24 protein-coding genes are annotated in these 22,851 nt (G+C 45.2%); 23 read left to right on the top strand and 1 reads right to left on the bottom strand.

The genetic code is table 11. The annotated features are described in order from the left end of the window. From ACW12G_RS01740 to ACW12G_RS01715, 6 genes are all read left to right on the top strand, one after another. The coding region (locus ACW12G_RS01740; RefSeq protein ID WP_455647128.1) for a non-canonical purine NTP pyrophosphatase at window positions 1–335 on the top strand (335 nt) is incomplete at its 5' end. Next, a complete protein-coding gene (gene folP, locus ACW12G_RS01735) occupies window positions 325–1,392 on the top strand; it encodes a dihydropteroate synthase (protein ID WP_455647127.1) in 1,068 nt (355 codons plus the stop codon). The genes ACW12G_RS01740 and folP, both read left to right, overlap by 11 nt. A 193-nt stretch (window positions 1,393–1,585) precedes the next feature. Further along, window positions 1,586–2,488, top strand: coding sequence for an ATP-binding cassette domain-containing protein (locus tag ACW12G_RS01730; protein ID WP_455647126.1), 903 nt, complete (start codon window positions 1,586–1,588; stop codon window positions 2,486–2,488). Beyond that, the gene (locus tag ACW12G_RS01725; RefSeq protein ID WP_455647125.1) at window positions 2,478–4,082 is read left to right on the top strand and encodes an ABC transporter permease; all 1,605 of its coding nucleotides are present in this window, start codon (window positions 2,478–2,480) and stop codon (window positions 4,080–4,082) included. The genes ACW12G_RS01730 and ACW12G_RS01725 overlap by 11 nt, the downstream gene beginning before the upstream one ends. Before the next feature lie 120 nt (window positions 4,083–4,202). Continuing rightward, on the top strand, window positions 4,203–6,398 hold the full coding sequence (locus ACW12G_RS01720) for a Tex family protein (protein ID WP_455647124.1): 2,196 nt from the start codon (window positions 4,203–4,205) through the stop codon (window positions 6,396–6,398). Next, the gene (locus ACW12G_RS01715) at window positions 6,395–6,967 is read left to right on the top strand and encodes an N-acetyltransferase family protein (protein WP_455647123.1); all 573 of its coding nucleotides are present in this window, start codon (window positions 6,395–6,397) and stop codon (window positions 6,965–6,967) included. The genes ACW12G_RS01720 and ACW12G_RS01715 overlap by 4 nt, the downstream gene beginning before the upstream one ends. Window positions 6,968–6,992: 25 nt before the next feature. Here the strand turns inward: ACW12G_RS01715 and ACW12G_RS01710 are convergent, their stop codons facing one another. After that, window positions 6,993–7,877, bottom strand: a complete 885-nt coding sequence (locus tag ACW12G_RS01710) for a YitT family protein (RefSeq protein WP_010004063.1) — start codon at window positions 7,875–7,877, stop codon at window positions 6,993–6,995. 110 nt (window positions 7,878–7,987) lie between these two features. Here ACW12G_RS01710 and ACW12G_RS01705 point away from each other — a divergent pair, with 110 nt between their 5' ends. The 17 genes from ACW12G_RS01705 to ACW12G_RS01625 form a co-directional block, all read left to right on the top strand. Further along, the gene (locus ACW12G_RS01705) at window positions 7,988–8,470 is read left to right on the top strand and encodes a hypothetical protein (protein WP_029510213.1); all 483 of its coding nucleotides are present in this window, start codon (window positions 7,988–7,990) and stop codon (window positions 8,468–8,470) included. Between the two features lie 24 nt (window positions 8,471–8,494). Next, window positions 8,495–9,298: a bifunctional hydroxymethylpyrimidine kinase/phosphomethylpyrimidine kinase gene (locus ACW12G_RS01700; protein WP_455647122.1), complete on the top strand. Its 804-nt coding sequence runs from the start codon at window positions 8,495–8,497 to the stop codon at window positions 9,296–9,298. After that, entirely contained in the window at window positions 9,295–9,798 is a 504-nt protein-coding gene (locus ACW12G_RS01695; protein WP_010004059.1) for an ECF transporter S component, read from the top strand. Before ACW12G_RS01700 ends, ACW12G_RS01695 begins: the two co-directional genes overlap by 4 nt. Window positions 9,799–9,853: 55 nt before the next feature. Further along, complete coding sequence (locus ACW12G_RS01690; RefSeq protein ID WP_455647129.1) at window positions 9,854–11,047, top strand: isochorismate synthase; 1,194 nt, start codon at window positions 9,854–9,856, stop codon at window positions 11,045–11,047. Then, on the top strand, window positions 11,037–12,662 hold the full coding sequence (menD, locus tag ACW12G_RS01685; protein WP_455647121.1) for a 2-succinyl-5-enolpyruvyl-6-hydroxy-3-cyclohexene-1-carboxylic-acid synthase: 1,626 nt from the start codon (window positions 11,037–11,039) through the stop codon (window positions 12,660–12,662). Before ACW12G_RS01690 ends, menD begins: the two co-directional genes overlap by 11 nt. Beyond that, window positions 12,655–13,473 (top strand): 2-succinyl-6-hydroxy-2,4-cyclohexadiene-1-carboxylate synthase, encoded by an 819-nt coding sequence (gene menH, locus ACW12G_RS01680; RefSeq protein ID WP_455647120.1) that lies wholly within the window; start codon window positions 12,655–12,657, stop codon window positions 13,471–13,473. Before menD ends, menH begins: the two co-directional genes overlap by 8 nt. Then, on the top strand, window positions 13,460–14,548 hold the full coding sequence (gene menC, locus ACW12G_RS01675; RefSeq protein ID WP_455647119.1) for an o-succinylbenzoate synthase: 1,089 nt from the start codon (window positions 13,460–13,462) through the stop codon (window positions 14,546–14,548). Before menH ends, menC begins: the two co-directional genes overlap by 14 nt. 30 nt (window positions 14,549–14,578) lie before the next feature. Further along, window positions 14,579–15,763 carry an iron-containing alcohol dehydrogenase gene (locus ACW12G_RS01670; protein ID WP_455647118.1) on the top strand — a complete coding sequence of 395 codons (1,185 nt, stop codon included), beginning with the start codon at window positions 14,579–14,581 and terminating at the stop codon, window positions 15,761–15,763. 104 nt (window positions 15,764–15,867) lie between these two features. Continuing rightward, window positions 15,868–16,557 (top strand): tRNA (adenine(22)-N(1))-methyltransferase, encoded by a 690-nt coding sequence (locus ACW12G_RS01665; protein WP_048700822.1) that lies wholly within the window; start codon window positions 15,868–15,870, stop codon window positions 16,555–16,557. Next, the gene (locus ACW12G_RS01660; RefSeq protein WP_455647117.1) at window positions 16,554–17,342 is read left to right on the top strand and encodes a Nif3-like dinuclear metal center hexameric protein; all 789 of its coding nucleotides are present in this window, start codon (window positions 16,554–16,556) and stop codon (window positions 17,340–17,342) included. Before ACW12G_RS01665 ends, ACW12G_RS01660 begins: the two co-directional genes overlap by 4 nt. Before the next feature lie 89 nt (window positions 17,343–17,431). Beyond that, window positions 17,432–18,670: a peptidase T gene (gene pepT, locus ACW12G_RS01655; RefSeq protein WP_068852603.1), complete on the top strand. Its 1,239-nt coding sequence runs from the start codon at window positions 17,432–17,434 to the stop codon at window positions 18,668–18,670. A gap of 69 nt (window positions 18,671–18,739) precedes the next feature. Further along, window positions 18,740–19,657 (top strand): SGNH/GDSL hydrolase family protein, encoded by a 918-nt coding sequence (locus tag ACW12G_RS01650; protein WP_455647116.1) that lies wholly within the window; start codon window positions 18,740–18,742, stop codon window positions 19,655–19,657. Then, window positions 19,639–20,247 (top strand): YpmS family protein, encoded by a 609-nt coding sequence (locus tag ACW12G_RS01645; protein WP_455647115.1) that lies wholly within the window; start codon window positions 19,639–19,641, stop codon window positions 20,245–20,247. The genes ACW12G_RS01650 and ACW12G_RS01645 overlap by 19 nt, the downstream gene beginning before the upstream one ends. Then, the gene (locus tag ACW12G_RS01640; RefSeq protein ID WP_455647114.1) at window positions 20,237–20,464 is read left to right on the top strand and encodes a YozE family protein; all 228 of its coding nucleotides are present in this window, start codon (window positions 20,237–20,239) and stop codon (window positions 20,462–20,464) included. Before ACW12G_RS01645 ends, ACW12G_RS01640 begins: the two co-directional genes overlap by 11 nt. A 51-nt stretch (window positions 20,465–20,515) precedes the next feature. After that, entirely contained in the window at window positions 20,516–21,361 is an 846-nt protein-coding gene (gene ylqF / locus ACW12G_RS01635) for a ribosome biogenesis GTPase YlqF (RefSeq protein ID WP_455647113.1), read from the top strand. A 5-nt stretch (window positions 21,362–21,366) separates the two neighbouring features. Continuing rightward, window positions 21,367–22,143, top strand: a complete 777-nt coding sequence (locus ACW12G_RS01630) for a ribonuclease HII (protein WP_455647112.1) — start codon at window positions 21,367–21,369, stop codon at window positions 22,141–22,143. Between the two features lie 206 nt (window positions 22,144–22,349). Then, window positions 22,350–22,851: ABC transporter substrate-binding protein (locus ACW12G_RS01625; RefSeq protein WP_455647111.1), on the top strand; the 502-nt coding region annotated here is incomplete at its 3' end.

Here is a 22,851-nt window from a genome sequence, read left to right as displayed (position 1 = left end):
TTGCCAGAGATTTTAATTCTATGGGGTTTCAATCTTTTCATGTTGTGGTTTTTTTTTTAGTCGGCTTATACGAGCCAGGCATGGTTCGCGGGGCCTATTTGGCGGCATTGTTTGTTTTGCTTACGCCGACAGGGGCCGTTTATCAGAGTACTGGTCGTGGTGGTGTAACCCTTGCGTTAGCACCACGGGGAACTTATTCAGCTGGTTTTGATACATTATTTGAAGCTGAAAATGGCTTGACGTTGGCTGAGATGCCAATGGCCGAGCGCGTACATTATTCGCATCGTGGACGCGCAGCAAAACAGTTATTGGAGAAAATTGGGCATGTATTTTGAACAAATCACAATAGAAAATCCGGTGTTAGCACAAATGGCTGTGCGCGGTGAAGGGGCTGCTTGGCGAATCACTGGTGCCGATCAACAGTGTTTGGCTGAATACAGTGCGATCCCGTTAACCGAAGATACGTACTGGCTGAGTCGCGGTGCGATTGTCGCGTTGCATGAACGTACTGCTAGTCCTGAATTGCAACAGTGGTTAGTCGCGATTGATCACCTTTGGGTCGTGAATGGTAAAACCTTGCATGATGCTGATGGTATTATCTATGGTGTGTTAAATGTTAGTCCGGAATCATTTTACAACGGGGACCAAGTCGCGGATGTTGATACGATGGTTGCCCGAGCTGGTGAGATGTTAGCCAAAGGGGCAGATGTGATTGAAGTTGGTGGGCAAACGACCAAGCCAGGCTTTGAAGCAGCGGGTCTTGAATTAACACCAACTGCAGAAATTGATCGCATTGCACCAGTTATCACAGGTATTAAGGCGCAATATCCTGACGCTGTGATTGCCGTAGATACCTATAAATATGACGTCATGGTCCGCGCCGTTGCTTTAGGCGTTGATATTATCAATGATGTGAATGGTTTTTTGGACGATCCGCGGAAAGTACCATTTCTGGCAGATCATCAGGTTGGGCTGTTAACGATGTGGAATCCACGTGGCGAAACTGTCGTGAACTTACAAGCGGAAATGCATGCGTGGTTTGAAGATAACTTAGCGCAATTAACTGCGGCAGGCATTGCGCGACAACGTATTGCGTTAGATCCAGGAGTGGGTTACGCGAAAAACTCTGATGTTGCGCAGGATTTGGCGATGATGAATACCATTGGTCATTTACAAGATCTGCAACGGCCAGTTATGACTGCCGTTTCTAATAAAGGTTGGGCCAAGTTTTTATTGGGGTTGCCAAAGTTGGCGCGTGCGGATGTGTCATTGGTGGCGGCAACAGAAATGTTTCAGCGTGGTGCACGCATTTTACGTGTGCATGATGTACAATCAGCCAAGCAAATGACCCAAGTGGTGCGTGCGATTGCGCAAAGTTTTTGGCAAAAATAGTATCATTTTTAACTTGTTATCGTTTGGAAAATGAGGTATACTACTAATGACCAACTGGGTAGTATCTATCTACCTACCCGCCAGTAACATGAATTTGTTACTGGCGTTTTTTTATGGCCTTTTTTCTTGCAAACATGTGGTGAAAGGCGCAAAATGAAGCCATATTATAGTGAAAATTTGGAGTGAGCTGCTGATGGCAAATGACGTTTTACAGGTGCAAAACTTGGACAAGTTTTTTGGTCGGTTTCATGTTTTAAAGCAAGTCACATTTACGATTCACCAAGGTGAGGTATTTGCTTTACTGGGGCCTAATGGCGCGGGGAAATCAACCCTGATTCGTACTATTTTGGGACTATTAAAACCAAAATCTGGGCAAGTGACGTTAAATGGCCACAATGCCTTAACAGATATTGTGGCTACCCATCAACGGATTGCTTACGTGCCAGGGGATGTTTATTTGTGGCCCAATTTAACCGGCGGTGAAATTATTGATCTGTTGTTGCGGATGGGCGGTCACGACCATACGGCCAAAACAGATGCGTTGATTAAAAAGTTTGCGCTTGACCCAACCAAAAAAGCACGCACTTACTCGAAAGGTAATCGCCAAAAGGTGGCGTTAATTGCCACATTTTCAGCCGATGTCGACTTGTATATTTTTGACGAACCAACCAGTGGATTAGATCCCTTACAAGCGCTTAATTTTCAGTCGGAAGTATTGGCGCTGAAAGCAGCCAATAAAGCGGTGTTATTAAGTTCTCATATTTTAGATGAAGTTGAAAAAACAGCGGATCAAATTGCGATTATTCGACAGGGCGAAATTATTGAAACTGGCGAATTACAAGATTTGCAGCATATCGCCAACCTCAATGTGTTAGCGATTGTCACCAAAGACGCCACTGGATTGGCCACGATGTCTGGGGTGACGAACTTGAAACAAGACGGTCAGCGTTTGACTTTTACTGTCTCGCACGATGGGTTAGCGGTAGTGACTCAACAATTGGCACAATTTGGTTTAAAAGGTTTACGCATAACGCCACCAACTTTAGAAGAAATCTTTTTGACTTACTATCAGGATGGGACAGCGCATGAACAATAAGCTTGCAAAGACCACTCAGTTGACGTGGTTTTACCTCAAAAAAGATTGGCTGATCTTGACCCTTTGGTTCGTGATTGTTGGGGGCTTGAATTTGGTCATTGCCGCCATTTATAACCAGATTTATGGGACACCTGCGCAAGTACAAAGTATTGTGACAACGTTAAAAACGCCGGCAATGATCGCACTTTTTGGCTTATTACCACCATTAAAGACGTATACGACCTTTGATATTGCAGTAGGGGAAATGTTATTATTTACCATCATGATGATGGTGGTGATGAATTTTCAACTAGTCATTAAAAATACACGCGCCGAGGAAGAAAAAGGCGTCAATGAGCTGTTACGTAGTCTCGCCGTGGGTAAATTCGCCCAACCGATGGCCATCTTAATTGAAGTGATGAGCATCAATGTGGCGATTGCTTTAACTGGTCTATCCTATCGGGTGTTAAATGGGGCAACCTGGCCGGCGACACTGTTATTTGTAGCGGGATTATTGAGTAGTGGCTTATTGTTTATGAGTATTGGGCTGCTGACCGCACAGCTTGCACGGCAGTCACGATTGGCGACCGCCATGGGGTATTTGATTTTTGGTGTGATGTTTGTTGGGCGCATGGTGACAGACACCGTCAAGCCGCAACTCACTTGGTTATCACCGTTAGGTTGGGTGGAAAAGAGCCAAATTGGCGCGACAAACAATTGGCTACCCGTGATATTATTAGTATGTTTAAGCCTCGTGATCATTGGTGGGAGTCTGTGGTTGTTAGCGACGCGCGATTTGGGGACAGGTCTTGTCAGTATCAGTGCTGGACCCGCGACGGCACCCAAATCTTTGCGTGGTTGGCTTAGCTTACAAGTACGTTTAGAACGGACCAGTTTTGTGATTTGGTTACTGGGATTGAGCACTTTGGGGATGAGTTATGGAGCCATTTTTCATCAAATTAAACAACTAACGGCCGACAACGCTGTCTTAAAAAATTTATTGGGCACGTCAAAAATGACGCAAATTGGTGATCAAATTGTGCTGGTCTTCATGCACACCATTTTAATTATGCCAGTCACGGTTGCCAGTATCGCTGGGCTCATTGCCATGGGTCGCTTTAAGCGGGATTTAGAAAATGTCACGATTGATTTAATTAGTGCGCATGCCATTAGCCGATTACGCCTATATGTCGGCTATGTTGGCAGTGGGGTGCTGTTCACATTAGGCGCATGGCTTGCTGCTATTTACAGTATGTTTGTAGCTCAAGCGATTGTGATGCCAACGCCCATTACGATTGCCTACTTTCACGCGGTTGCAGTTAATGCGATCCCGATTTTGCTCTTTTTTGTCGGTTTAGCGGCAATTTTGTTGGGGTGGTTGCCAAAGTGGTATCGATTGGTTTATTTGGTCCTAGGGCTTAACTTTTATATGCTGTATTTAGGCAAAATGCTCAAAATGCCAGCATGGTTGATTCAAGTTATGCCGAGCTCATGGGTTGCACAAGCACCGCTATCGGCAATTGATTGGGGATCATGGGTCGTCGTATTAACACTTGCCTTGGCGTTGATTGGGTTAGGCTATCTCGGTTATCGTCAAGGAGATTTACGTGATTAAACATGTCACAACTTGAAAATAGAATCGATTTGATTGGCTTGGGTAACTTACGATAGAATGAAAGGTGTTGTCTGATCATGAGATGAGACAATAGCGAAAAGAGAGTAACGGAATTTAAACATGACAGAATTAATTTTGACCGAGTTATCAGCAACAGCACTTGCAGCGCGTGTTGCAGCAAGCGTAGGCTTGCCGCAAAAGCAAACCCAAGCAACTTTGACGTTATTAAATGATGGGGCAACGGTGCCTTTCATTGCACGTTATCGTAAGGAAATGACCGGCGAATTAGACGAAGTGCAAATTCGTGACATTCAAGCAGCTGCTAAAAAAGTGCAGGATTTGGTGGATCGTCAGCATACGGTGTTAAAGGCGATTTATGAACAACAACAATTAAATCCACAATTGCAGGCAGCTATTCAAGCCGCAACAACACTACAAGCAGTGGAAGATTTATATTTGCCTTATAAGCAAAAGCGGCGGACAAAAGCTATGATTGCGCGAGAAATGGGCTTACAACCGCTAGCTGACCGCGTGATGGCAGACCTGACGGCACCAATCAACTACGCTGAATTTATCAATGATGATTTACCAACAGTCACGGCTGTGCAAGCTGGTTTACATGAAATTTTAGCTGAACAAATTGGTGAAAACGCGACCTACCGACAGTGGCTGCGGACACGCATGCAACGCGATGGTATTTTATTGGCTACGCTAAAGCGTGGTGGCCGTGAAAAAGACCCACAAGAAGTTTATGGGCAATACTATGCGTTTAGTGAACCCATCAAGACACTGACTAACAATCAGTTCCGTATTTTAGCTGTCAATCGTGGGGAAAAGGATGGCGTGCTGTCTGTTAAAATTGATTTTCCTGAAGCACGTATGTATCACTTTATGCAAACGACAATGCGTCAGGGACAAGCGGCAGATGGTGAAGGTTTTCAGGTGCTTCAACGTGCGATTGAAGATGCCTACAAGCGCTTTATTCAACCTGCGGTTGAACGTGAAGTGCGTCAAACCTTAACGCAGGGGGCCCAAGCACAGGCAATTCAAGTTTTCGGTCAGAATTTGTATCACTTACTTATGCAAGCGCCGTTAAAGGGGCAAGTGGTAATGGGCTTTGATCCAGGGTTCCGAACGGGTTCTAAGCTGGCCATCATTGACGCGCAAGGTAAATTCCTGAAAAAGCAAGTGATTTATCCGCATAAGCCCGCCAATGCCCAACAACGGGCAGATGCGGCCAAAATATTTAAGACATTGGTGACAACGTTTAATGTACAATTAGTCGCTATTGGTAATGGGACAGCATCCCGTGAATCAGAAGAATTTGTGGCGGCGAATTTACCACAAGGGGTAAAATATGCCATTGTGAACGAAGCAGGTGCGTCAGTCTATTCAGCATCGGATGCCGCGCGTCAAGAGTTTCCTGATTTGCACGTGGAAGAACGATCAGCGATTTCCATTGGTCGCCGTATTCAGGATCCACTGGCTGAACTGATTAAAATTGATCCAAAATCCGTCGGGGTTGGTCAATATCAACATGATTTGAATACGAAAGCTTTGGATGAACAAGTTGACGCAGTGGTCGAGACAGCTGTTAACCAAGTGGGTGTCAACTTAAATACTGCAAGTGCGGCGCTTTTAACCCACATTGCAGGTTTGAACCAAACGTTAGCACAAAATATTGTTGCTTATCGTGAGGCTAATGGTGAGTTTAAGTCCCGCGTGGCGTTGAAAAAAGTGCCACGCTTGGGAGCAAAGGCGTACGAACAAGCAGCTGGTTTCTTACGAATAGTATCAGGTGATAATGTGTTGGATAATACAGATATTCACCCAGAAAGTTACGCCGCCGCTCAGGCGTTGTTGGCGTTAGCCCAAGTATCCCATAATGAGTTAACCACACCAGCGGCTAATCAAAAGTTACGCCAGCTCGATACGATGGCAACAGCTAATCAATTAGGTATTGGGGTACAAACGCTGCATGACATTGTTGAAAGTTTACAAAAACCAGGCCGTGATGGGCGATCAGAAATGGTGGGCGCCTTGTTAAAGTCAGATATTTTACATATTGATGACTTAAAGCCCGGCATGAAGTTGCAAGGCACGGTGCGCAATGTCGTTGATTTTGGGGCTTTTGTCGACCTTGGCGTCAAGCATGATGGGTTGGTGCACATTTCTCGGCTAGCGAAACACCGTGTTAAAACACCGGCCGATATTGTGGATGTTGGGGATATTGTCGATGTTTGGGTAGTTGAAATTGATACAAAACGCCAACGTATTGGTTTAACGATGATTCAACCGGAGGAAAGTACTGCATGATAATTCGCGCTGCAACGCAAGCTGATCAAGAGGCAATTTTACAATTAGAACAAACAATTTTTGATGCCATGGATTTGGCGATTTATGATGAATTAAGTGTGGCTGATGTGCAGGCAGCCTGGCGCTTGGCTGTGACACAATCAGATCAGTCGCGTTATCACTACCGGCGCGCTTTGGTGGCACAAGATGATGCCGGTCAGGTTGTTGGGGTTTTGTTTGGTTATCCAGATACTGATGAACCTGTGCTAGACACCGCAATGCAAACTGTTTTAGCTGACCAGTATAGTTATCATCGATGGTTATTTGAAGATTCTGAAGTCTTTGAGAACGAATGGTATATTGATTCTGTCGTTGTCACGTCTTCAGCACGTGGTCAAGGTGTCGGTCAGGCGCTGCTGAAAGCCGCCGAAACGCGAGCACGACAAGAAGATCGCCATGTGATTGGTTTAAATGTCGATGATTCAAATCCTGACGCAATGGCGCTGTACCAACGTTTAGGGTTTGTGCCGACAGGAGACTTAATGATTGAATCGCACCACTATACACATATGCAAAAAAACCTAATCTAAAAAAGGATGCCATTGGCATCCTTTTTTAGAAGAAAAAATATTTTTTCTTTGGGCGTAGATAAGAGAAACCTTCGCCTAATTGTTCTTGCGCTGTGAAGATTGAAACAAACGCTTTTGGATCAATTTCTTCAATAATATGTTGAACTGTGTTGACTTCAGAAGGGTCGACAACAGCGTACACAACGCGTTGTTCGCGGTGAGAATAACCCCCCTCAGATTTTAACAAACTAGTCCCACGTTCTAATTCTGCCATAATGGCATGTGAAATCTCTTCTGGATAGTCTGTGAAAATCATAAATGACCGAGCCGTATAAGCGCCTTGCTGCGTGAGTGCTAAGACTTGAGCAAAAACGAACGAGGCGATTAAGGTATACATCATGTGCACGATATCAATGTAGATCAGGGACAAAAGTAGGACTACTGCATCTAATGCAAACATAGTCCGGCCAATTTGAATGCCAAATTTTTGTTCCATAATGCGTGCAACAACATCTGTCCCGCCGGATGTGCCACCAAAGCGGAAAACAATTCCTAGACCAGCACCGGCAACGATACCGGCAATCAAACCAGCGATTAGCATATCTTGATTCAGAGCTGGTGGTGTCGGAAACACTTGCCAGATATAGAGCCAAATTGACAGTGATGTAATCCCCCAAATGGTATAGATCAGGGCACGCCGACCGAGAATGCGGTAGCCAATAAAGAGCAATGGAATATTTAAGATAAAGGTTGTATAAGCCGGATTCCAATTGAATAGGGCTTTTAAAATCAAAGTGATCCCAGATATACCACCTTCAGCCAAACGGTTGGGGATGTTCACATTGATTAGTCCCCAGCCGTAGAGGCCGGTACCAACGGCAATCATAATCACATCTTTGATTGAGATACGTTCTAAATTTGTTTTGAGCATACGTGATTTTTCTCCTCAAAGGCACTAATCTAATCTTATCATAAAATCAGTTAGCAGAAGCAGAATGATAGTTATTCTATGTTATAATAGAGAACAATGAGAGGTAAGGTATGACAGATTACGATTATCATCGCCCTAAATTTAAGAAACAAGGCCATCCTATTCGCAATTTTTTCATTGTGTTAGCCGGCCTTGTTGTGATTAGTTTAGGTGTGTTTCTCTATATCACCTATTCAACATCACAAAGTACGTCGACGCGGATTCAAACGCAGACGCAATCTAGCAAAACGATTGATGAAACGATTGATTCGACAACAGGTAGTGCCGCCAGTCAATCTTCGAGTCAGCAACATTCAGCTGCATCATCAAGTAGTAGTCAGGCAACACAAAGTTCAAGTGCTTCAAGCAGCCAAAATGATAGCATTAAAGAGTCAGCGCAACTTAAAGGGAAACCAATTAGTGAGGCAATTGCTTGGGCAAAAGCGCATGGCCGTTATTATTCATGGTCGATTACGTCCGGTGGTAACAATGCGGTTGTGACGGCCGTGACCGATGATGGGCGCAATATTAATTTTGTCGCCTCAGCACCATAAAAATTAAGTAAAGAAGTTTAGGCTATGCCCCACAAAATTTTAACAATCGCTGGTTCCGATACCCTTGCAGGTGGCGGACTTCAAGCGGATTTAGCAACATTTTCCAACTATAACTTTTTTGGCCTAAGTGTGACCACAAGTATTGTGACGGTGACACCAGATGACTTTCAAATTTTCCCGCTTGATTTAGCAGTGATTGCGGCACAATTAGAATCAGCTTTAGCGCTTGATGATATTATTGCTGTTAAGATTGGCTTATTGCCAACCCCTGATATTGTTCGCCTTGTTGCCAAATATCTACGGGATGTTAATATCCCGATTATTGTTGATCCGGTGATGGTATTTAAGGAAACCACGCAAGTCGAGACAAAAGATATTGTGGCTTGTTTAATCGATCAGCTCGTGCCGTTAGCAACGGTGGTGACACCCAATCTACGTGAAGCTGAAATTTTAACCGGCCAAACCATTACTTCGCGGGCGGATATGGTGCAAGCGGCGCAACGACTGGTGGCGCTTGGCGCACAAAATGTTTTATTAAAAGGTGGGACCTTGTTGGCCGGCGATGAGGCGGTTGATGTGTTATATGATGGGACAACAGCGACATTTTTGACGCAAGCGAAAATTCCGGAAGCTAAGATGTACCATAATGGCGCCGGTTGTACCTTATCAGCTAGTTTAGCGGCAAATCTTGGTCAAAGGGCTGATGTTTTAGCCGCCGCACAAGATGCGAAAGAATTTGTCTGGTATGGGATTAAGTCTGGTGTCGATTTAAATCACACTTTTGATGTTGGAAATGTCTGGCAAGGCGCACGGAGGGCCGAAAAATGAAAGAAGCACAACACACAAAGCACTTGGCAATTTTGGCGGTGATTATTGCCTTTAATGTCGCCTTATCTTATATCGTTAAAATTCCCGTACCAGCAACAAACGGTTTTGTGAATTTAGTTGAAGCGGGTATTTTTATTGCGGCACTATTAGGTGGTGCACGAAGTGGGATGATTGTTGGCGGTTTGAGTGGGTTGTTGCTTGACTTGCTTGCTGGTTATCCGCAATGGATGATTTTTTCATTAGTGATTCATGGCCTTGAAGGCTATGTTGTTGGGTACTTTGGTTATCAAAAGCGCGTCTCAAGTCAGGTTGTTGGCTTGATTTTAGGGTCAGTGATTATGGTCGTGGGTTATGTGTTAGCTGGGGCCTTGCTTTATAATTGGGCTGCCGGCGTGGCTTCTATCATTGGTAATATTGCTCAAGCGGTTATGGGCTTGATTGTTGCATTAGTTTTGATGCCAGTCTTTAAGCGCATGCCACAAGTGAATTTAAAAAATTAAACATAAAGCGACGGGTTCTGCCTGTTGCTTTTTCATGTGAAGAGGTAGCAATATGATGACATATCACGAAACGCGCGCGTTGGCTCAAAGCGACTTACAGCAACTCTATGCGGCACTTGAAACAACTGAATTTGGCGCTTACTTTGCGACACCCACTGATGATACTTTACGTTTTGGCATTGGCGCAATCGCTACGGCAAAAACGGCTCAGGCATTACAAGGTGCGGTTGTTTTTGGTGCGCAGTCATTTGATGAGCAAGAGTACCCGCAGTCTGAATTGATGGCGGGTTTTTGGTTTGTCCCCGAAGTGATGGTGACCATCGCGGCAGATAAAATCACGTTCGGATCAGATACCGTATCTGATTTTACGACGTGGCTGGCGCAGTTCGTGCCAAAACAGCCAAATACGGTGACCACTAGTCATGTGACAGATGAAGTGGATTGGATCGAACGGACAGAGAATTTGATTGATACCTTAGCCATCGATCAAACCTTAGCCAAAGTCGTTTTTGGTCGGCAACAGACCCTGCAGTTATCCGACACGTTACGACTGGCACAAATTATTCGTGCGTTAGCTGAGCAGGCGAATACGTATCATGTGGTTTTAAAGAGACATGATGAATTGTTTATATCAGCAACACCGGAACGATTAGTGGCTATGTCAGATGGTCAGCTCGCTACGGCGGCTGTCGCTGGGACAAGCCGGCGCGGGACGGTTGGCGCTGACGATATCGCGTTAGGCGAAGCGTTGTTAGCCAGTCAGAAAAACCGCATTGAACATCAATATGTCGTGGCAAGTATCACGACACGCTTGCAAGACGTGACGACGTCGCTAAAGGTGCCGGCCATGCCAAGTTTACTCAAAAATAAGCAAGTTCAGCATTTGTACACACCAATTACAGGGGACATTGCGGCACATTTAAGTGTGACCGCGATTGTTGACCGCTTACATCCAACACCAGCACTGGGTGGCGTCCCACGTGAAGCGGCCCTGCATTATATTGCGACCCATGAGAAGACACCTCGTGGCTTGTTTGCCGGTCCTATTGGCTATTTTACCGCAGATAATAGTGGGGAATTTGTGGTTGGTATCCGTGCCATGTATGTGAATCAAACGCAGCGACGAGCAACTTTATTTGCTGGTGCCGGGATTGTGGCTGACTCCGATGCGCAACAAGAATATGAAGAAACTGGGTTGAAATTTGAACCCATGCGGCAATTGTTAAAGGACTACAATCATGTCGAATGAAACGTTAACAAAAAATACGAAACATTTGTTACAGGCGCTTTTTCAAAGTGGGGTGCGGCATTTTGTGGTCTCACCGGGCTCACGATCAACGCCGATTGCTTTACTGCTGGCTGAATTTGCCCATCAACAAGATCAACTGCAGTTATATATTGATGTCGATGAACGGTCAGCAGGCTTTTTTGCTTTAGGGATTGCCAAAACGTTACAGCAACCCGTCGCTTTGCTAGGCACTTCTGGCACAGCGATTACAGAATACACGCCAGCGGTAGCAGAGGCTGCTATTTCACATATTCCCTTAATCATTTTGTCAACGGATCGACCAGCCGAACTGCAACAAAATGGCGCACCGCAAACATTGTCCCAACAGCGTCTATTTGGTGACTTGACGAAGCAATACCTTGAAGTCACGTTACAAGATCCACATTCGGATGTGACCGCTTATATTGATTTTATGGTCCAAAAGATGGTGCATCGCATCGTATCTGCGCCGCAAGGCCCATTACAAATTAATTTGCCCTTACGGAAACCACTGATGCCAGTACTTCATGATCCGGAACCGATTATCATTGCGCCGGTTGATTTTGAGACACCGACACCACACTTTGCCCCACAACAACTGGCTTATCAGCAGGTTGTGATTTTAGCCGGTCCGAATGAGGGGCCATCTTATCAACAAGCGTTGGCCCAATTTTCTCGTGCTAATCATGTGCCTGTGATTGCGGATGTGTTGAGTCGGGCGCGTACCCCAGAAACGATTTATGGGATTGACGCTTTAATTAAAGCGGGCAAACTGGCAACGATGCCCAAGCCAGACCTTGTCATCCGTTTTGGGGCAACGCCTGTTTCGGCCAGTGTGCTGCAATGGTTACGCCAAGAAAATATTCCCGTTTGGCATATTGATGAACAGGCTGGTACCGACCACTCAAGGCATATTTCACGCGCGATTGCGCAAACACCGCATGCATTTTTAAGTGATGTGACAGTTGCTAATCAGCCAACGTTTTATGCCCAGTGGCAAACACTCAATCAAGTGCCACGCCACCCAATTGGTGAACTCGCAGTACCACACGTATTGGATCAATTTGTTGCGCCCCAAACGCCAATTTTTGTGGCTAATAGTATGGCGATTCGTGATATGGATGATGTCTTTACTGGGCAAAGGACGCAACAAATTTATGCTAACCGTGGTGCCAATGGCATTGATGGGGTTGTGTCAACGGCAATGGGGATGAGTAGCACCACGCCACAGCGCAGTGTGCTACTCACCGGTGATTTGACCTTATTCCATGACATGAATGGCTTGATGATGGCCCGACAATATCAATTGCCGATTGATATTATTGTGGTCAATAATGATGGCGGGGCGATTTTCTCATTTTTGCCACAAGCGGCTGAACCAGATTATTTTGACTTATTGTTTGGGACACCGTTAGGCTTGGATATGGCAAAAATTGCCGCTTTATATGAGATGCCCTTTGTTGATTTGACGACACCTGACGATTTAGAAAAGGTGCTGGCACAACCGGTCAACGGACCGCGTCTTATCGCCTACACGAGTGATCGGCAGGCCAATGTGGTGGCCCATCACCGCTTTATAGGTGAGCCAGATGACTGAGCAAGTGGTCAACATTGCGGGTTATCCGTACCAGGTGACCTATCAAGAAAATTCTTCAACTCAGGATAAGTGGCTGCTATTACATGGTTTTATGGGCTCGCGGCATGATTTTGATCAGTTAATCTCGGCATTACCCGGGACCGTGTTGGCAATTGATTTATTAGGTTTTGGCGCTAGTGCACCTGAGGTGACGCGCGTTGAACGCTTTACAATGGCGAACCAAATCGCTGATTTGCAAGCGATTTTGATCGCTTATGATTGGGAAAAAGTGCATGTATTCGGCTATTCAATGGGCGGACGTTTGGCTTTGGGATTTGCGATTGCACACCCTGAACAGGTGGCGAGCTTAATCCTAGAAAGTGCGACAGCTGGGCTCCCAACTGCTGCCGATCGTGTGGCACGACGGCAAGCAGATGCGGCAAAAGCGGCGCATATCAGACAAGATTTTCCGAGTTTTGTGACAGCCTGGGAAGCACTCCCATTATTTGCTTCGCAACAACAATTACCAGCGCACCAACAACAGCAAATGCGACAACAACGGCTGCAACAACGACCTGAAAATGTGGCGCAGTCACTGATTGGTATGGGTACCGGGGCCCAACCGAACTTCTGGCCAAAATTGGCAGAGGTGACGGTCAAAACCTTACTGATCGTTGGCGAAAAAGATGTTAAATTTAACCATTTAGCTGATAAAATGTTACAACAATTGCCAAATGCACAAAAGGCTGTGATTGCTGATGCGGGACATAACGTGCATTTTGAACAGCCAAACTTGGTGATTGCGAGGTTAAAAGCCCATGTATCACGTTAAAAAAATGGTCACTTGGCCAATTCAATTAACTTTAAACCAACCATTTACAACAGCGCACGGCATCACCACAATCCGACCGCTCACACTGGTGCAATTGACCGTTTATGATGACACGACAGCGCAAACGGCTATAGGGTATGGCGAAATTCAATCGTTTGCGGATTATCATTATGCATTAGAAACGCAAAAAACCAGTCAAGATATTGTCGAGACTTTAATCAAACCTGTGATTGGTACTTGGCAATTTACCTCACCGAGTGATTTTGCTGCGCAGCTGGCGCGGGTGACTCCCTTTGGGTCGTTTGCGAAAGCGGGCGTTGAAATGGCTGTTTGGGATGCAGTTGGTAAGCTCACTCAGCAGTCATTGCAGCAAATGTTGGGAGGCGTCAAACCGGAAGTCCCAGTTGGGATAGCACTTGGAATGCCAGTAACGGACCAAGCCATTCGTACAGCCATACAGCAAGGATATCGACGGATTAAATTAAAAATTGATGGTCGACAAACGGATCTACCAGCGTTAATGAACGTGTTAGCGCGCTATCCCGAGCAACAGTTTTCGCTGGATGCCAACAGCAGTTTTAATCCTGAAACGGCTATGCAATTAAAGGCACTTCCTGCTAATGTCTTGTTTGTAGAACAACCCTTTGGCGAACACGATTTTACCCAGCATGCTACGCTGCAACGTCAAATGAAACAACCGCTGAGTGTGGATGAAAGCGTGAATAACTTAGCTGACGTGGCAACCACCATTGCCTTACATGCTGCTTCAGCAGTTACGATTAAGCAAGGGAAAATTGGTGGGATTACAGCTGCTGTCACGGCGATTAAATTATTACACCAAGCAGGCTTTCAACCATGGATTGGTGGGATGTTAAGCAGTAATTTAGGACGTGGGGTTGATTTAGCCTTAGCGAGTTTACCAGAAATCAGCATCCCCGGTGATATTTCTGCTAGTTCACGCTATTTCACTTCAGATATCACGACGGCGGATTTGCAGGTGCGCCAAGGTTTGATGACCGTGCCAACTGCACCGGGGATTGGCCTAACCCTAAAAGATAGCCAAATTATGGTATGATATTACAGTAGAAAGAAGGGTATAGTTCATATGAATAATTTTAACTTCCAGAACAAAACGGCGATCCGTTTTGGGGAAAATGTGATTGACACCGAATTACATGATGCAGTGGCTCAATTCGGTCAACGTGTATTACTCGTATTTGGTGGTGGGTCAATTAAGCAATCTGGCTTGTATGACAGCGTACGGGCCGCCTTAACGGATTTGGAAGTTGTCGAATTATCAGGCATTGAACCCAATCCGAAAATTGATTCTGTTCGTGTCGGGCAAGATTTGGTAAAAACACATGATATTGATGTGGTTTTGGCGGTCGGTGGTGGTTCGGTGATTGATGCGGCTAAAGTCATTGCGTCATCAAAATTTTATGATGCGGATCCATGGGATTTGGTCGTTGATTCATCAAAGCGTTATGAAATTGCCCAATTACCTGTGGTAGATATTTTGACTTTGTCAGCTACAGGCACAGAAATGAACGTCGGGTCGGTTATTTCAAATCCCGAAACCAACCAAAAGCTAGGCACTGGTGGTCCAAACTCACCAGCCGTATCTTTCTTGGACCCAACGTTGACATTTTCTGTGTCACCATGGCAAACAGCCGCTGGGGCGATTGATATTTTCAGTCATTTGACGGAACAATATTTTGACCAAACACCAAACGATGTGACATCAGGGATGATGGCAGGATTGTATCGGGCAGTAATCAAAAATGCGCCCATCGCGTTGGCTAATCCTAATGATTATGATGCGCGGGCAGCTTTAATGTGGGCCTCAACAATGGCATTGAATGGCTTAGTTGACGTGGGGAACACGAATGGTTGGACTGTTCATCCTATTGAACACGAATTATCGGCTTATTATGACATTACGCACGGCGTTGGCTTAGGAATTATGACACCACGTTGGATGCAACGGAGTTTGTCAGCAGAAACGCAACCACGTTTTGCCCAATTTGGTCGTGAGGTCTGGGGATTGACCGGTGATGATGCAACAGTTGCGCAAGGGGCCATTCAAGCCACATTTGATTGGATTAAGTCATTGAATGTACCAACAACTTTGCCAGGTGTCGGGATCACGGATGATACCCATTTTGACGCGATGGCCAATAGTGCTGTGACAGTTGGCCATCTTGATCAAGCGGCTTATGTAACGCTACAACCGCAAGATGTCGTGGCGTTATTCCAGGCAGCGATGACAGATGACGGCTTTGTCAAGTAACACTTTAAGTTCAGCACTTGTTGCTGGCTTTTTTGTTAGGGAATTATGAGTGAATAGTCATAATGTGACGTGTTATGATATACTAGAATTAAAGGAATTTAACCATGGATAGTGTCAATTTATCGCCCCGCTTAGCCGCGGTGGCAAGTTTTGTACCAAAAGGTGCACGTCTGGCAGATATTGGATCTGATCATGCCTATTTGCCAGCACATTTATTATTAAAATCACATATTGATTTTGCGGTTGTCGGTGAGGTGGCCAAAGGCCCTTTGGAAAATGCACGGCAAGAATTGAAAAGACAACGGTTATTAGCTGCCACAGCGCTTCGTTTAGCGGATGGTTTAGCGGCTGTGACGGACGACGATCAGGTGGATACTGTGACGATTGCTGGTATGGGCGGGATTTTAATTCGCGACATTTTAGCAGCAGCTAAGCAACGGGGACAAAGTTTTACAACACTAATTTTGCAACCCAATACGGATGAACAGGTTGTGCGTGAGTGGTTAGTGCAGCATGGGTATCAGATTACGCACGAACGTATTGTGCAAGAAGACAAACATTTTTATGAAATTATTGTAGCCAAGCCAGGCAACCAAACATTATCAGCGCAAGATCTCGTGTTTGGACCGTTTTTACGCGATGAGCAATCACCTGCTTTTAAAGCGAAATGGCAAAAGGAAGCAGATCGGATTAGCTTGATTTTTGAACGTCTGACTGCGGCTGGTAAAGCTGATACACCAGCTTATCAACAATGGCAAGCTCGTTTCCAAGACATTCAAGAGGTGCTGTCATGATTACAGCCCAAATGTTAATTGATCAAATTGAACAGTTTGCACCAAAGACATTGGCCGAAGCGGGTGATCCAACAGGGTTACAAATTGGTGATCCCAACCAACCGATTCACCGGGTGATGACGGCGCTTGATGTGCGGCCAGAAGTGGTGGCTGAAGCGATTGCGCAGTCGGTCGATTTTATCTGGGCACATCATGAAGCGATGTTTTTTCCGGCTAAAAATTTAGATTTGCGTCAACCACAAAACAAAATGTATGTTGATTTGATCAAGCATAATATTGTGGTCTATGCCTCACACACTAACCTAGACAGTGCTACGGGCGGCATGAATGATTGGTTGGCTGATGCGTTAGCCCTCACCGCAGTTGAACCCCTAGTGCCGAATGCCGATGGGCGTACCGGTTTGGGGCGCATTGGCATGTTAGCCACACCAATTTCGGTAGCTGATTATGCTGCCCAATTACGGACGCGCTTTGACGTTCAAACTCTGCGGGTTATCGCCGATGACTTGACTAAACCAATTCAAAAAGTAGCCGTCTTAGGTGGTGATGGGGGGCGTTATTGGCAACAAGCTCAAGCAGCCGGCGCCGATGCCTTTGTGACCGCTGATGTTTATTATCATGTTGGGCATGATATTTTGGCGGCTGGGTTTGTGGTGATTGACCCTGATCATCATATGGAGGCCATTGCAGCCACACCGATGGCAGCCAAAGTGCATGAGTGGTTTGGTGAGCAGCTGACAGCATTTCCGACAACAACTAACACGGATCCATACACCTATATCTAAGATTTCGGGGACGTCCGGACAATTTGTCGGCCAAAAGATAGAAAGGATCGCGATTCGACATGCACAGTGTCGTGAATCAAGAATAGATTATGACAAGCGAAAAATATCCTGAATTAGTATCACGTTTTTTGAAATATGTTGCGGTGGATACCCAATCAGATGAGACGGCAACAACAGTCCCATCTTCACCTAAAGAAGTGGCCTTTTTGGCTGACTTAGCAGCTGAATTACAAGCCATTGGTCTGGAAAATGTCCGGACCATGGCGGATGGTTACGTGTTTGCGGAACTGGCAAGTAACGTTGATGATGACAGTGTGCCAACGATTGGTTTTATTGCCCATGTTGATACGGCAGACTTTAACGGCGCCAATGTGCGACCACAAATTATCGAGAACTATGATGGTCAAGCAACGATTCCATTGGGTGACAGTGGCTATGAACTTAACCCAGATGATTTCCCAAGCTTGAAAAAGTATGCGGGTCATACGTTGATTACAACAGATGGGACAACGCTACTTGGCGCTGATGATAAAGCTGGAGTTGCTGAAATCATCACAGCGGCGCAATATTTGATTGCCCATCCTGAAATTAAGCACGGCCCATTGCGTTTTGCCTTTGGACCAGATGAAGAAATTGGCATCGGCGCGGATCACTTTGATACGGCAGCCTTTGGGGCGGATTTTGCTTACACGGTTGACGGTGGCCCAGCTGGTGAATTAGAATGGGAAACTTTTTCGGCTGCTGGTGCAACCGTGACAATTCAAGGCCGTAATGTGCATCCAGGTACGGCAAAAGACACCATGATCAATGCAATTCAAGTGGCTTTTGATTTCCATGCGCAATTACCAGAACATGACCGACCAGAACATACTGCTGGCCGTGAAGGTTTCTGGCATGTGATGCAAGTTTCTGGGAACCCAGAAGCAGCGGAATTACGTTACATTGTTCGTGATCATGATCGCGCAACATTTGAAGCGCGTAAGCAACGCTTGTTAGACATTGCTGAACAATTCAACCAATCATTTGGGGAAACCCGTGTGACGGTCACGCTTAAAGATCAATACTATAACATGGGTGAAATCTTAAAAGATGACATGCGTTCTGTTGACTTGGCGGAGAAGGCGATGCAAGAATTGGGCATCACACCCTTGATTGAACCTGTACGTGGTGGCACAGATGGTTCAAAGATTACGTTCTTGGGCTTGCCAACACCAAACCTATTTGCTGGTGGCGAGAACATGCATGGCCGGTTTGAATATGTCTCAACGACAACCATGGCGCAAGCAACGGATACCATTTTGAAAATTATTGCCTTAGCTCAGCAATAATATAAGCGCAATCGCTTGATTGCGCTTTTTTTGTTACAATAGAATAGATCAAATTTTTAGGGGATAAGGATGCGAAAGTATGTGACGATTGGCAGTATTGTGTTGTTACTGGTCGGTTTAGGCGTCGGCATTTGGCTGACCATGAAAAAACCAGCACTGAATACAGCGACACCGCAACAAGCTGCCAAAATAGCCAAGGTGAATAAAGTGGCATTGGTCGCATTGGGTGATTCACTGACGGCAGGTGTTGGCGATGATGGCAAGCAACAAGGCTACACGGGTCGGATTGCCAAGCAGATACAACAACAGTATGCTGTCAAAGTAACCATGGCCAATTATGGGCGTTCGGGGGATCGCTCTGATCAAATCCAGCATCGCTTAGCAACACAACCAAAAATGCAGTCAGACATCCAACACGCGCAAGCGATTATCCTGACGGTTGGTGGCAATGATTTGCAACAACTCCTCCTTAAAAACCAATCAGCACAATCCCCTGAAGCGTTGACTAAAGCCGTTAAAGCGGGGCAGTCGGCGTACCGTCAGCAGTTGCGGACACTCTTTGAGACGATTCGACAGTACAATCCCGATGCACCGATTTACATTTTTGGGAATTATAATCCGATTTTTGTTCATTTTCCGAATCGGCAAGATTTCAATACGGATGTTGCGCTGTTTAATGCGATTAACCAGGAAGTGGCCAAAGCAGATAAAAATAGCCACTATGTCGACGTATTTGATTTAACTTATGGGCAATATCGCACCGAAAGTGCGCGTCAAAAACTCATCGCATCAGCAGAGATCGCCGATCAAACAACTAAAAATCCCGATCAGTTCATGACAAAACTAGCTGAAAAGCCAGCCTTTACGAACGACTGGATTAGTACAACAGATCATTATCACCCCAATAAAAAAGGGTATGACTTTATGACGACCCAATTATTTGAACAAATGAGACGAGGACAAGCTGCATGGCTGACAACCCCTTAACACGACCGAAAGTTGCAAAAAGATCACCAAAAATTTGGTTTTGGGCTTTTTGGACCTTAGTGCTCTTCTTGCTTCTAGGTATCGGCACCACTTATTATTTGGCCACTCAAAAGACGCCAATAACTGATTCACCGGCTAAAATTGCCAAAAGTGATGCCACCTTTGACGTGACGTTAAATACCAAACAGGTCAATGCCTTAGTTGATTATTATTTGAAAGATACGCACACTGAAAATTATACTTTTCGAGTTAGCGACACGATTACTTTGTACGGGCAGACAAAAATGCTGGGCGATACCTTTCGTTTTGGCTTAGCCATGACACCAGAAGTGACCAAAAATGGGAATGTGATTTTAACGGCAAAAACGTTACGCGTTGGTAATTTACCCTTACCAATCGGTGTCGTGATGCAATATGTGAAACGCAGTTATCACGCGCCAAAGTTTGTGACGATTAATCCTGGTAAACAGCAGATTTTTATTGATATGTCAAAATTACCAGTGACAAATGGGCTATCATTTCGCGCCAAAATTATTGATTTAAAAGCAGGGCAGTTTGTCTTTGAAGGGGGGCTTGAAAATGGCAAATAGTGCACGGTCATTTTATGATTGGTTGATGACAAATCGTATCGCGGTGGCTGCAGATGAAATACAGCAGTTTGCCAATAATGCTTTTTTGGACTTAACTTTTCCAAAGCAAAGCACGGATTTTGATGATATTTCAAATTATTTAGAAGAAAATGCGTCTTACTTGACCGAAATGTCAATCTTTGATCAAGCTTGGGAACGCTATCAAGCAGGACGATAAAAAATAGGATGGAGGAACTGCTGGCACTAATTGTTGGCAGCAAGGACGAATATGGCACAAATTATTCAATGGTTCCCTGGTCATATGGCCAAAGCCTTTCGCCTGATGCGCGAAAATTTAAAGTTAGTGGATGTAGTTTTTGAACTGGTGGATGCGCGCATTCCTGAAAGTTCTCGTAACCCAGAAGTTGATAAGTTAATTGGTTCAAAACCACGCTTACTCATCATGACGAAAGCTGATTTAGCGGATCCTGAGCAAACACGCGCTTGGAAGCAACACTATGAAGCCCAAGGGCACACAGTGCTAGTGATGAATACCCGTGACCCACGAACACCACAGTTGGTGACAAAGGCGGCGCGCCGTGCCGTGGAAGCTAAAAAGGCCGCGCAACTGGCCCGTGGGATTCAAGATCAACCCATTCGGGCACTGATTGCGGGGATTCCTAACGTTGGTAAGTCCACTTTACTGAACCATCTGGTGATGAAAAACGTTGCCCCAACTGCGGATCGACCTGGTGTGACGAAGAAGGTTGCGTGGCTTAAAACGCCAACCAAGCTCGAATTGCTTGATTCACCGGGTGTGTTGTGGCCGAAATTTGAAGATCAAACCGTTGGGTTGAAATTAGCCTTAACTGGCGCCGTCAAAGACACGATTTTTGCTAAGGATGATGCGGTCTTGTTCTTACTTGATTTCTTCCGTAATTACCGACCAGAGGCGATTATTTCACGCTACCATTTAGATGCGAACGTGTTTGATGAGGCCAGTGTGCAAATTTTGCTGGACATTACGCAAAAACTTGGCTTCAAGGACGATTATGAAAAGGCCAGTGAACGTGTCTTAAATGACTTGCGTAAAGGCAAACTTGGGCCCTTTACTTTAGATCTTCTTGACGTGTAAGTGATATGGCAGAAACAATTGCACAAATTAAAAATAGTCTTAAAGCCATAACGGATCCAGCTGATCCGCGTTTAGCAAATTGGCGGCAAGATAGTCGGACTGGCGTTCAACAGGCGTTGCAACAATGGGACAAGCAACAATTGAAATTAGCAGCCAAACGCGAGAATTTCAAAACCCGTTTTACCTTTGAAGCCCAACAGTGGGATCAAGGGCTGTCTCATGTTGCTGGTGTCGATGAGGTTGGACGCGGGCCCTTAGCAGGGCCAGTGGTGGCAGCAGCGGTTATTTTGCCGCATGATTTTGCAGAACTCGACGTGATTGATTCTAAGCAACTGTCTGAAAAAATGCGCGACCAATTATTTGATCGCATTATCGCCCAAGCACTGTCGATTGGGATTGGCGTGGTTGATGCCGCGGTGATTGATGACATTAATATTTACGAGGCAGCGCGCTTGGCCATGACGCAAGCAGTCGCTGAACTGGCACCTGAACCAGATTACTTATTAATTGATGCGATGACGTTGCAGACTGATATTCCCCAGTTATCGTTGATTAAAGGGGATGCTAGGAGTAATTCCATTGCGGCGGCTAGTATTATTGCAAAAGTGACCCGTGATCGCATGATGACCGATTACGATCGGCAATATCCAGGTTATGGTTTTGCACAACACGCTGGTTATGGCACCAAAGCACATTTGACTGCACTGGCAGAACTTGGGGTGACGCCAATTCATCGCCGGTCATTTGGACCAGTCAAATCCGTGATTGCTGACAAAAAATAACAAAAAAACGACCAAACATGGCAGGATGTTTGGTCGTTTTTTTGTTGATTTCACCGCCTAGTTGATTAAAAGTGTTTACAGCACTAGTACGACATAATATAATTAAAGTCTGTGTGAAAACCTAATTGTTTACGGGGTAAACAGAACTTTTTAATCAAAATAAAATTTAGTGAGGTATGTATGCGTTGAAAAAGATGCTTTTGCTTTTGAGTTCAGTAATCGTTATTGTTGGTGGCTTAATTGTCATCCGGTGGCAACTGCAGTTAAGTGCCCAACCTGAGAAACAGTGGAGTCAACAGAAAATGCTGCATGTTTACAATTACGGCAGCTACATTGATCCCGACTTACTCACGAAATTTACAAAACAAACGGGCTATCAAGTGAGTTATGAAACCTATGATTCAAACGAATCGATGATGGTGAAATTAAAACAAGGTGGGTCAAATTATGATTTAGTATTTCCAAGTGAACCGTATGTCGCTAAATTAGCGCAGGAAAATTTATTAGCACCGCTAGATCATCAAAAAATTCGTGGGTTAGAAAACTTGGATCCGATGTTATTAAATCATGCTTTTGATCCAAATAACCGCTACTCACTCCCTTATTTTTGGGGAACAACAGGGATCATGTATAACGCCAAGGTCTTTTCAAAAGATGAAGTTGATACCTGGGCCAAATTGTGGGCACCTAAGATGAAGGATCAAGTCA

This window comes from Leuconostoc sp., assembly GCF_965300815.1.
This window is presented reverse-complemented; position numbering and strand designations above follow the sequence as displayed.

Bases quoted from the DNA above. Each gene is read 5' to 3' on its own strand.
- folP (WP_455647127.1), top strand. From the start codon at position 325: ATGTATTTTGAACAAATCACAATAGAAAATCCGGTGTTAGCACAAATG.
- ACW12G_RS01730 (WP_455647126.1), top strand. From the start codon at position 1,586: ATGGCAAATGACGTTTTACAGGTGCAAAACTTGGACAAGTTTTTTGGT.
- ACW12G_RS01725 (WP_455647125.1), top strand. From the start codon at position 2,478: ATGAACAATAAGCTTGCAAAGACCACTCAGTTGACGTGGTTTTACCTC.
- ACW12G_RS01720 (WP_455647124.1), top strand. From the start codon at position 4,203: ATGACAGAATTAATTTTGACCGAGTTATCAGCAACAGCACTTGCAGCG.
- ACW12G_RS01715 (WP_455647123.1), top strand. From the start codon at position 6,395: ATGATAATTCGCGCTGCAACGCAAGCTGATCAAGAGGCAATTTTACAA.
- ACW12G_RS01710 (WP_010004063.1), bottom strand. From the start codon at position 7,877: ATGCTCAAAACAAATTTAGAACGTATCTCAATCAAAGATGTGATTATG.
- ACW12G_RS01705 (WP_029510213.1), top strand. From the start codon at position 7,988: ATGACAGATTACGATTATCATCGCCCTAAATTTAAGAAACAAGGCCAT.
- ACW12G_RS01700 (WP_455647122.1), top strand. From the start codon at position 8,495: ATGCCCCACAAAATTTTAACAATCGCTGGTTCCGATACCCTTGCAGGT.
- ACW12G_RS01695 (WP_010004059.1), top strand. From the start codon at position 9,295: ATGAAAGAAGCACAACACACAAAGCACTTGGCAATTTTGGCGGTGATT.
- ACW12G_RS01690 (WP_455647129.1), top strand. From the start codon at position 9,854: ATGACATATCACGAAACGCGCGCGTTGGCTCAAAGCGACTTACAGCAA.
- menD (WP_455647121.1), top strand. From the start codon at position 11,037: ATGTCGAATGAAACGTTAACAAAAAATACGAAACATTTGTTACAGGCG.
- menH (WP_455647120.1), top strand. From the start codon at position 12,655: ATGACTGAGCAAGTGGTCAACATTGCGGGTTATCCGTACCAGGTGACC.
- menC (WP_455647119.1), top strand. From the start codon at position 13,460: ATGTATCACGTTAAAAAAATGGTCACTTGGCCAATTCAATTAACTTTA.
- ACW12G_RS01670 (WP_455647118.1), top strand. From the start codon at position 14,579: ATGAATAATTTTAACTTCCAGAACAAAACGGCGATCCGTTTTGGGGAA.
- ACW12G_RS01665 (WP_048700822.1), top strand. From the start codon at position 15,868: ATGGATAGTGTCAATTTATCGCCCCGCTTAGCCGCGGTGGCAAGTTTT.
- ACW12G_RS01660 (WP_455647117.1), top strand. From the start codon at position 16,554: ATGATTACAGCCCAAATGTTAATTGATCAAATTGAACAGTTTGCACCA.
- pepT (WP_068852603.1), top strand. From the start codon at position 17,432: ATGACAAGCGAAAAATATCCTGAATTAGTATCACGTTTTTTGAAATAT.
- ACW12G_RS01650 (WP_455647116.1), top strand. From the start codon at position 18,740: ATGCGAAAGTATGTGACGATTGGCAGTATTGTGTTGTTACTGGTCGGT.
- ACW12G_RS01645 (WP_455647115.1), top strand. From the start codon at position 19,639: ATGGCTGACAACCCCTTAACACGACCGAAAGTTGCAAAAAGATCACCA.
- ACW12G_RS01640 (WP_455647114.1), top strand. From the start codon at position 20,237: ATGGCAAATAGTGCACGGTCATTTTATGATTGGTTGATGACAAATCGT.
- ylqF (WP_455647113.1), top strand. From the start codon at position 20,516: ATGGCACAAATTATTCAATGGTTCCCTGGTCATATGGCCAAAGCCTTT.
- ACW12G_RS01630 (WP_455647112.1), top strand. From the start codon at position 21,367: ATGGCAGAAACAATTGCACAAATTAAAAATAGTCTTAAAGCCATAACG.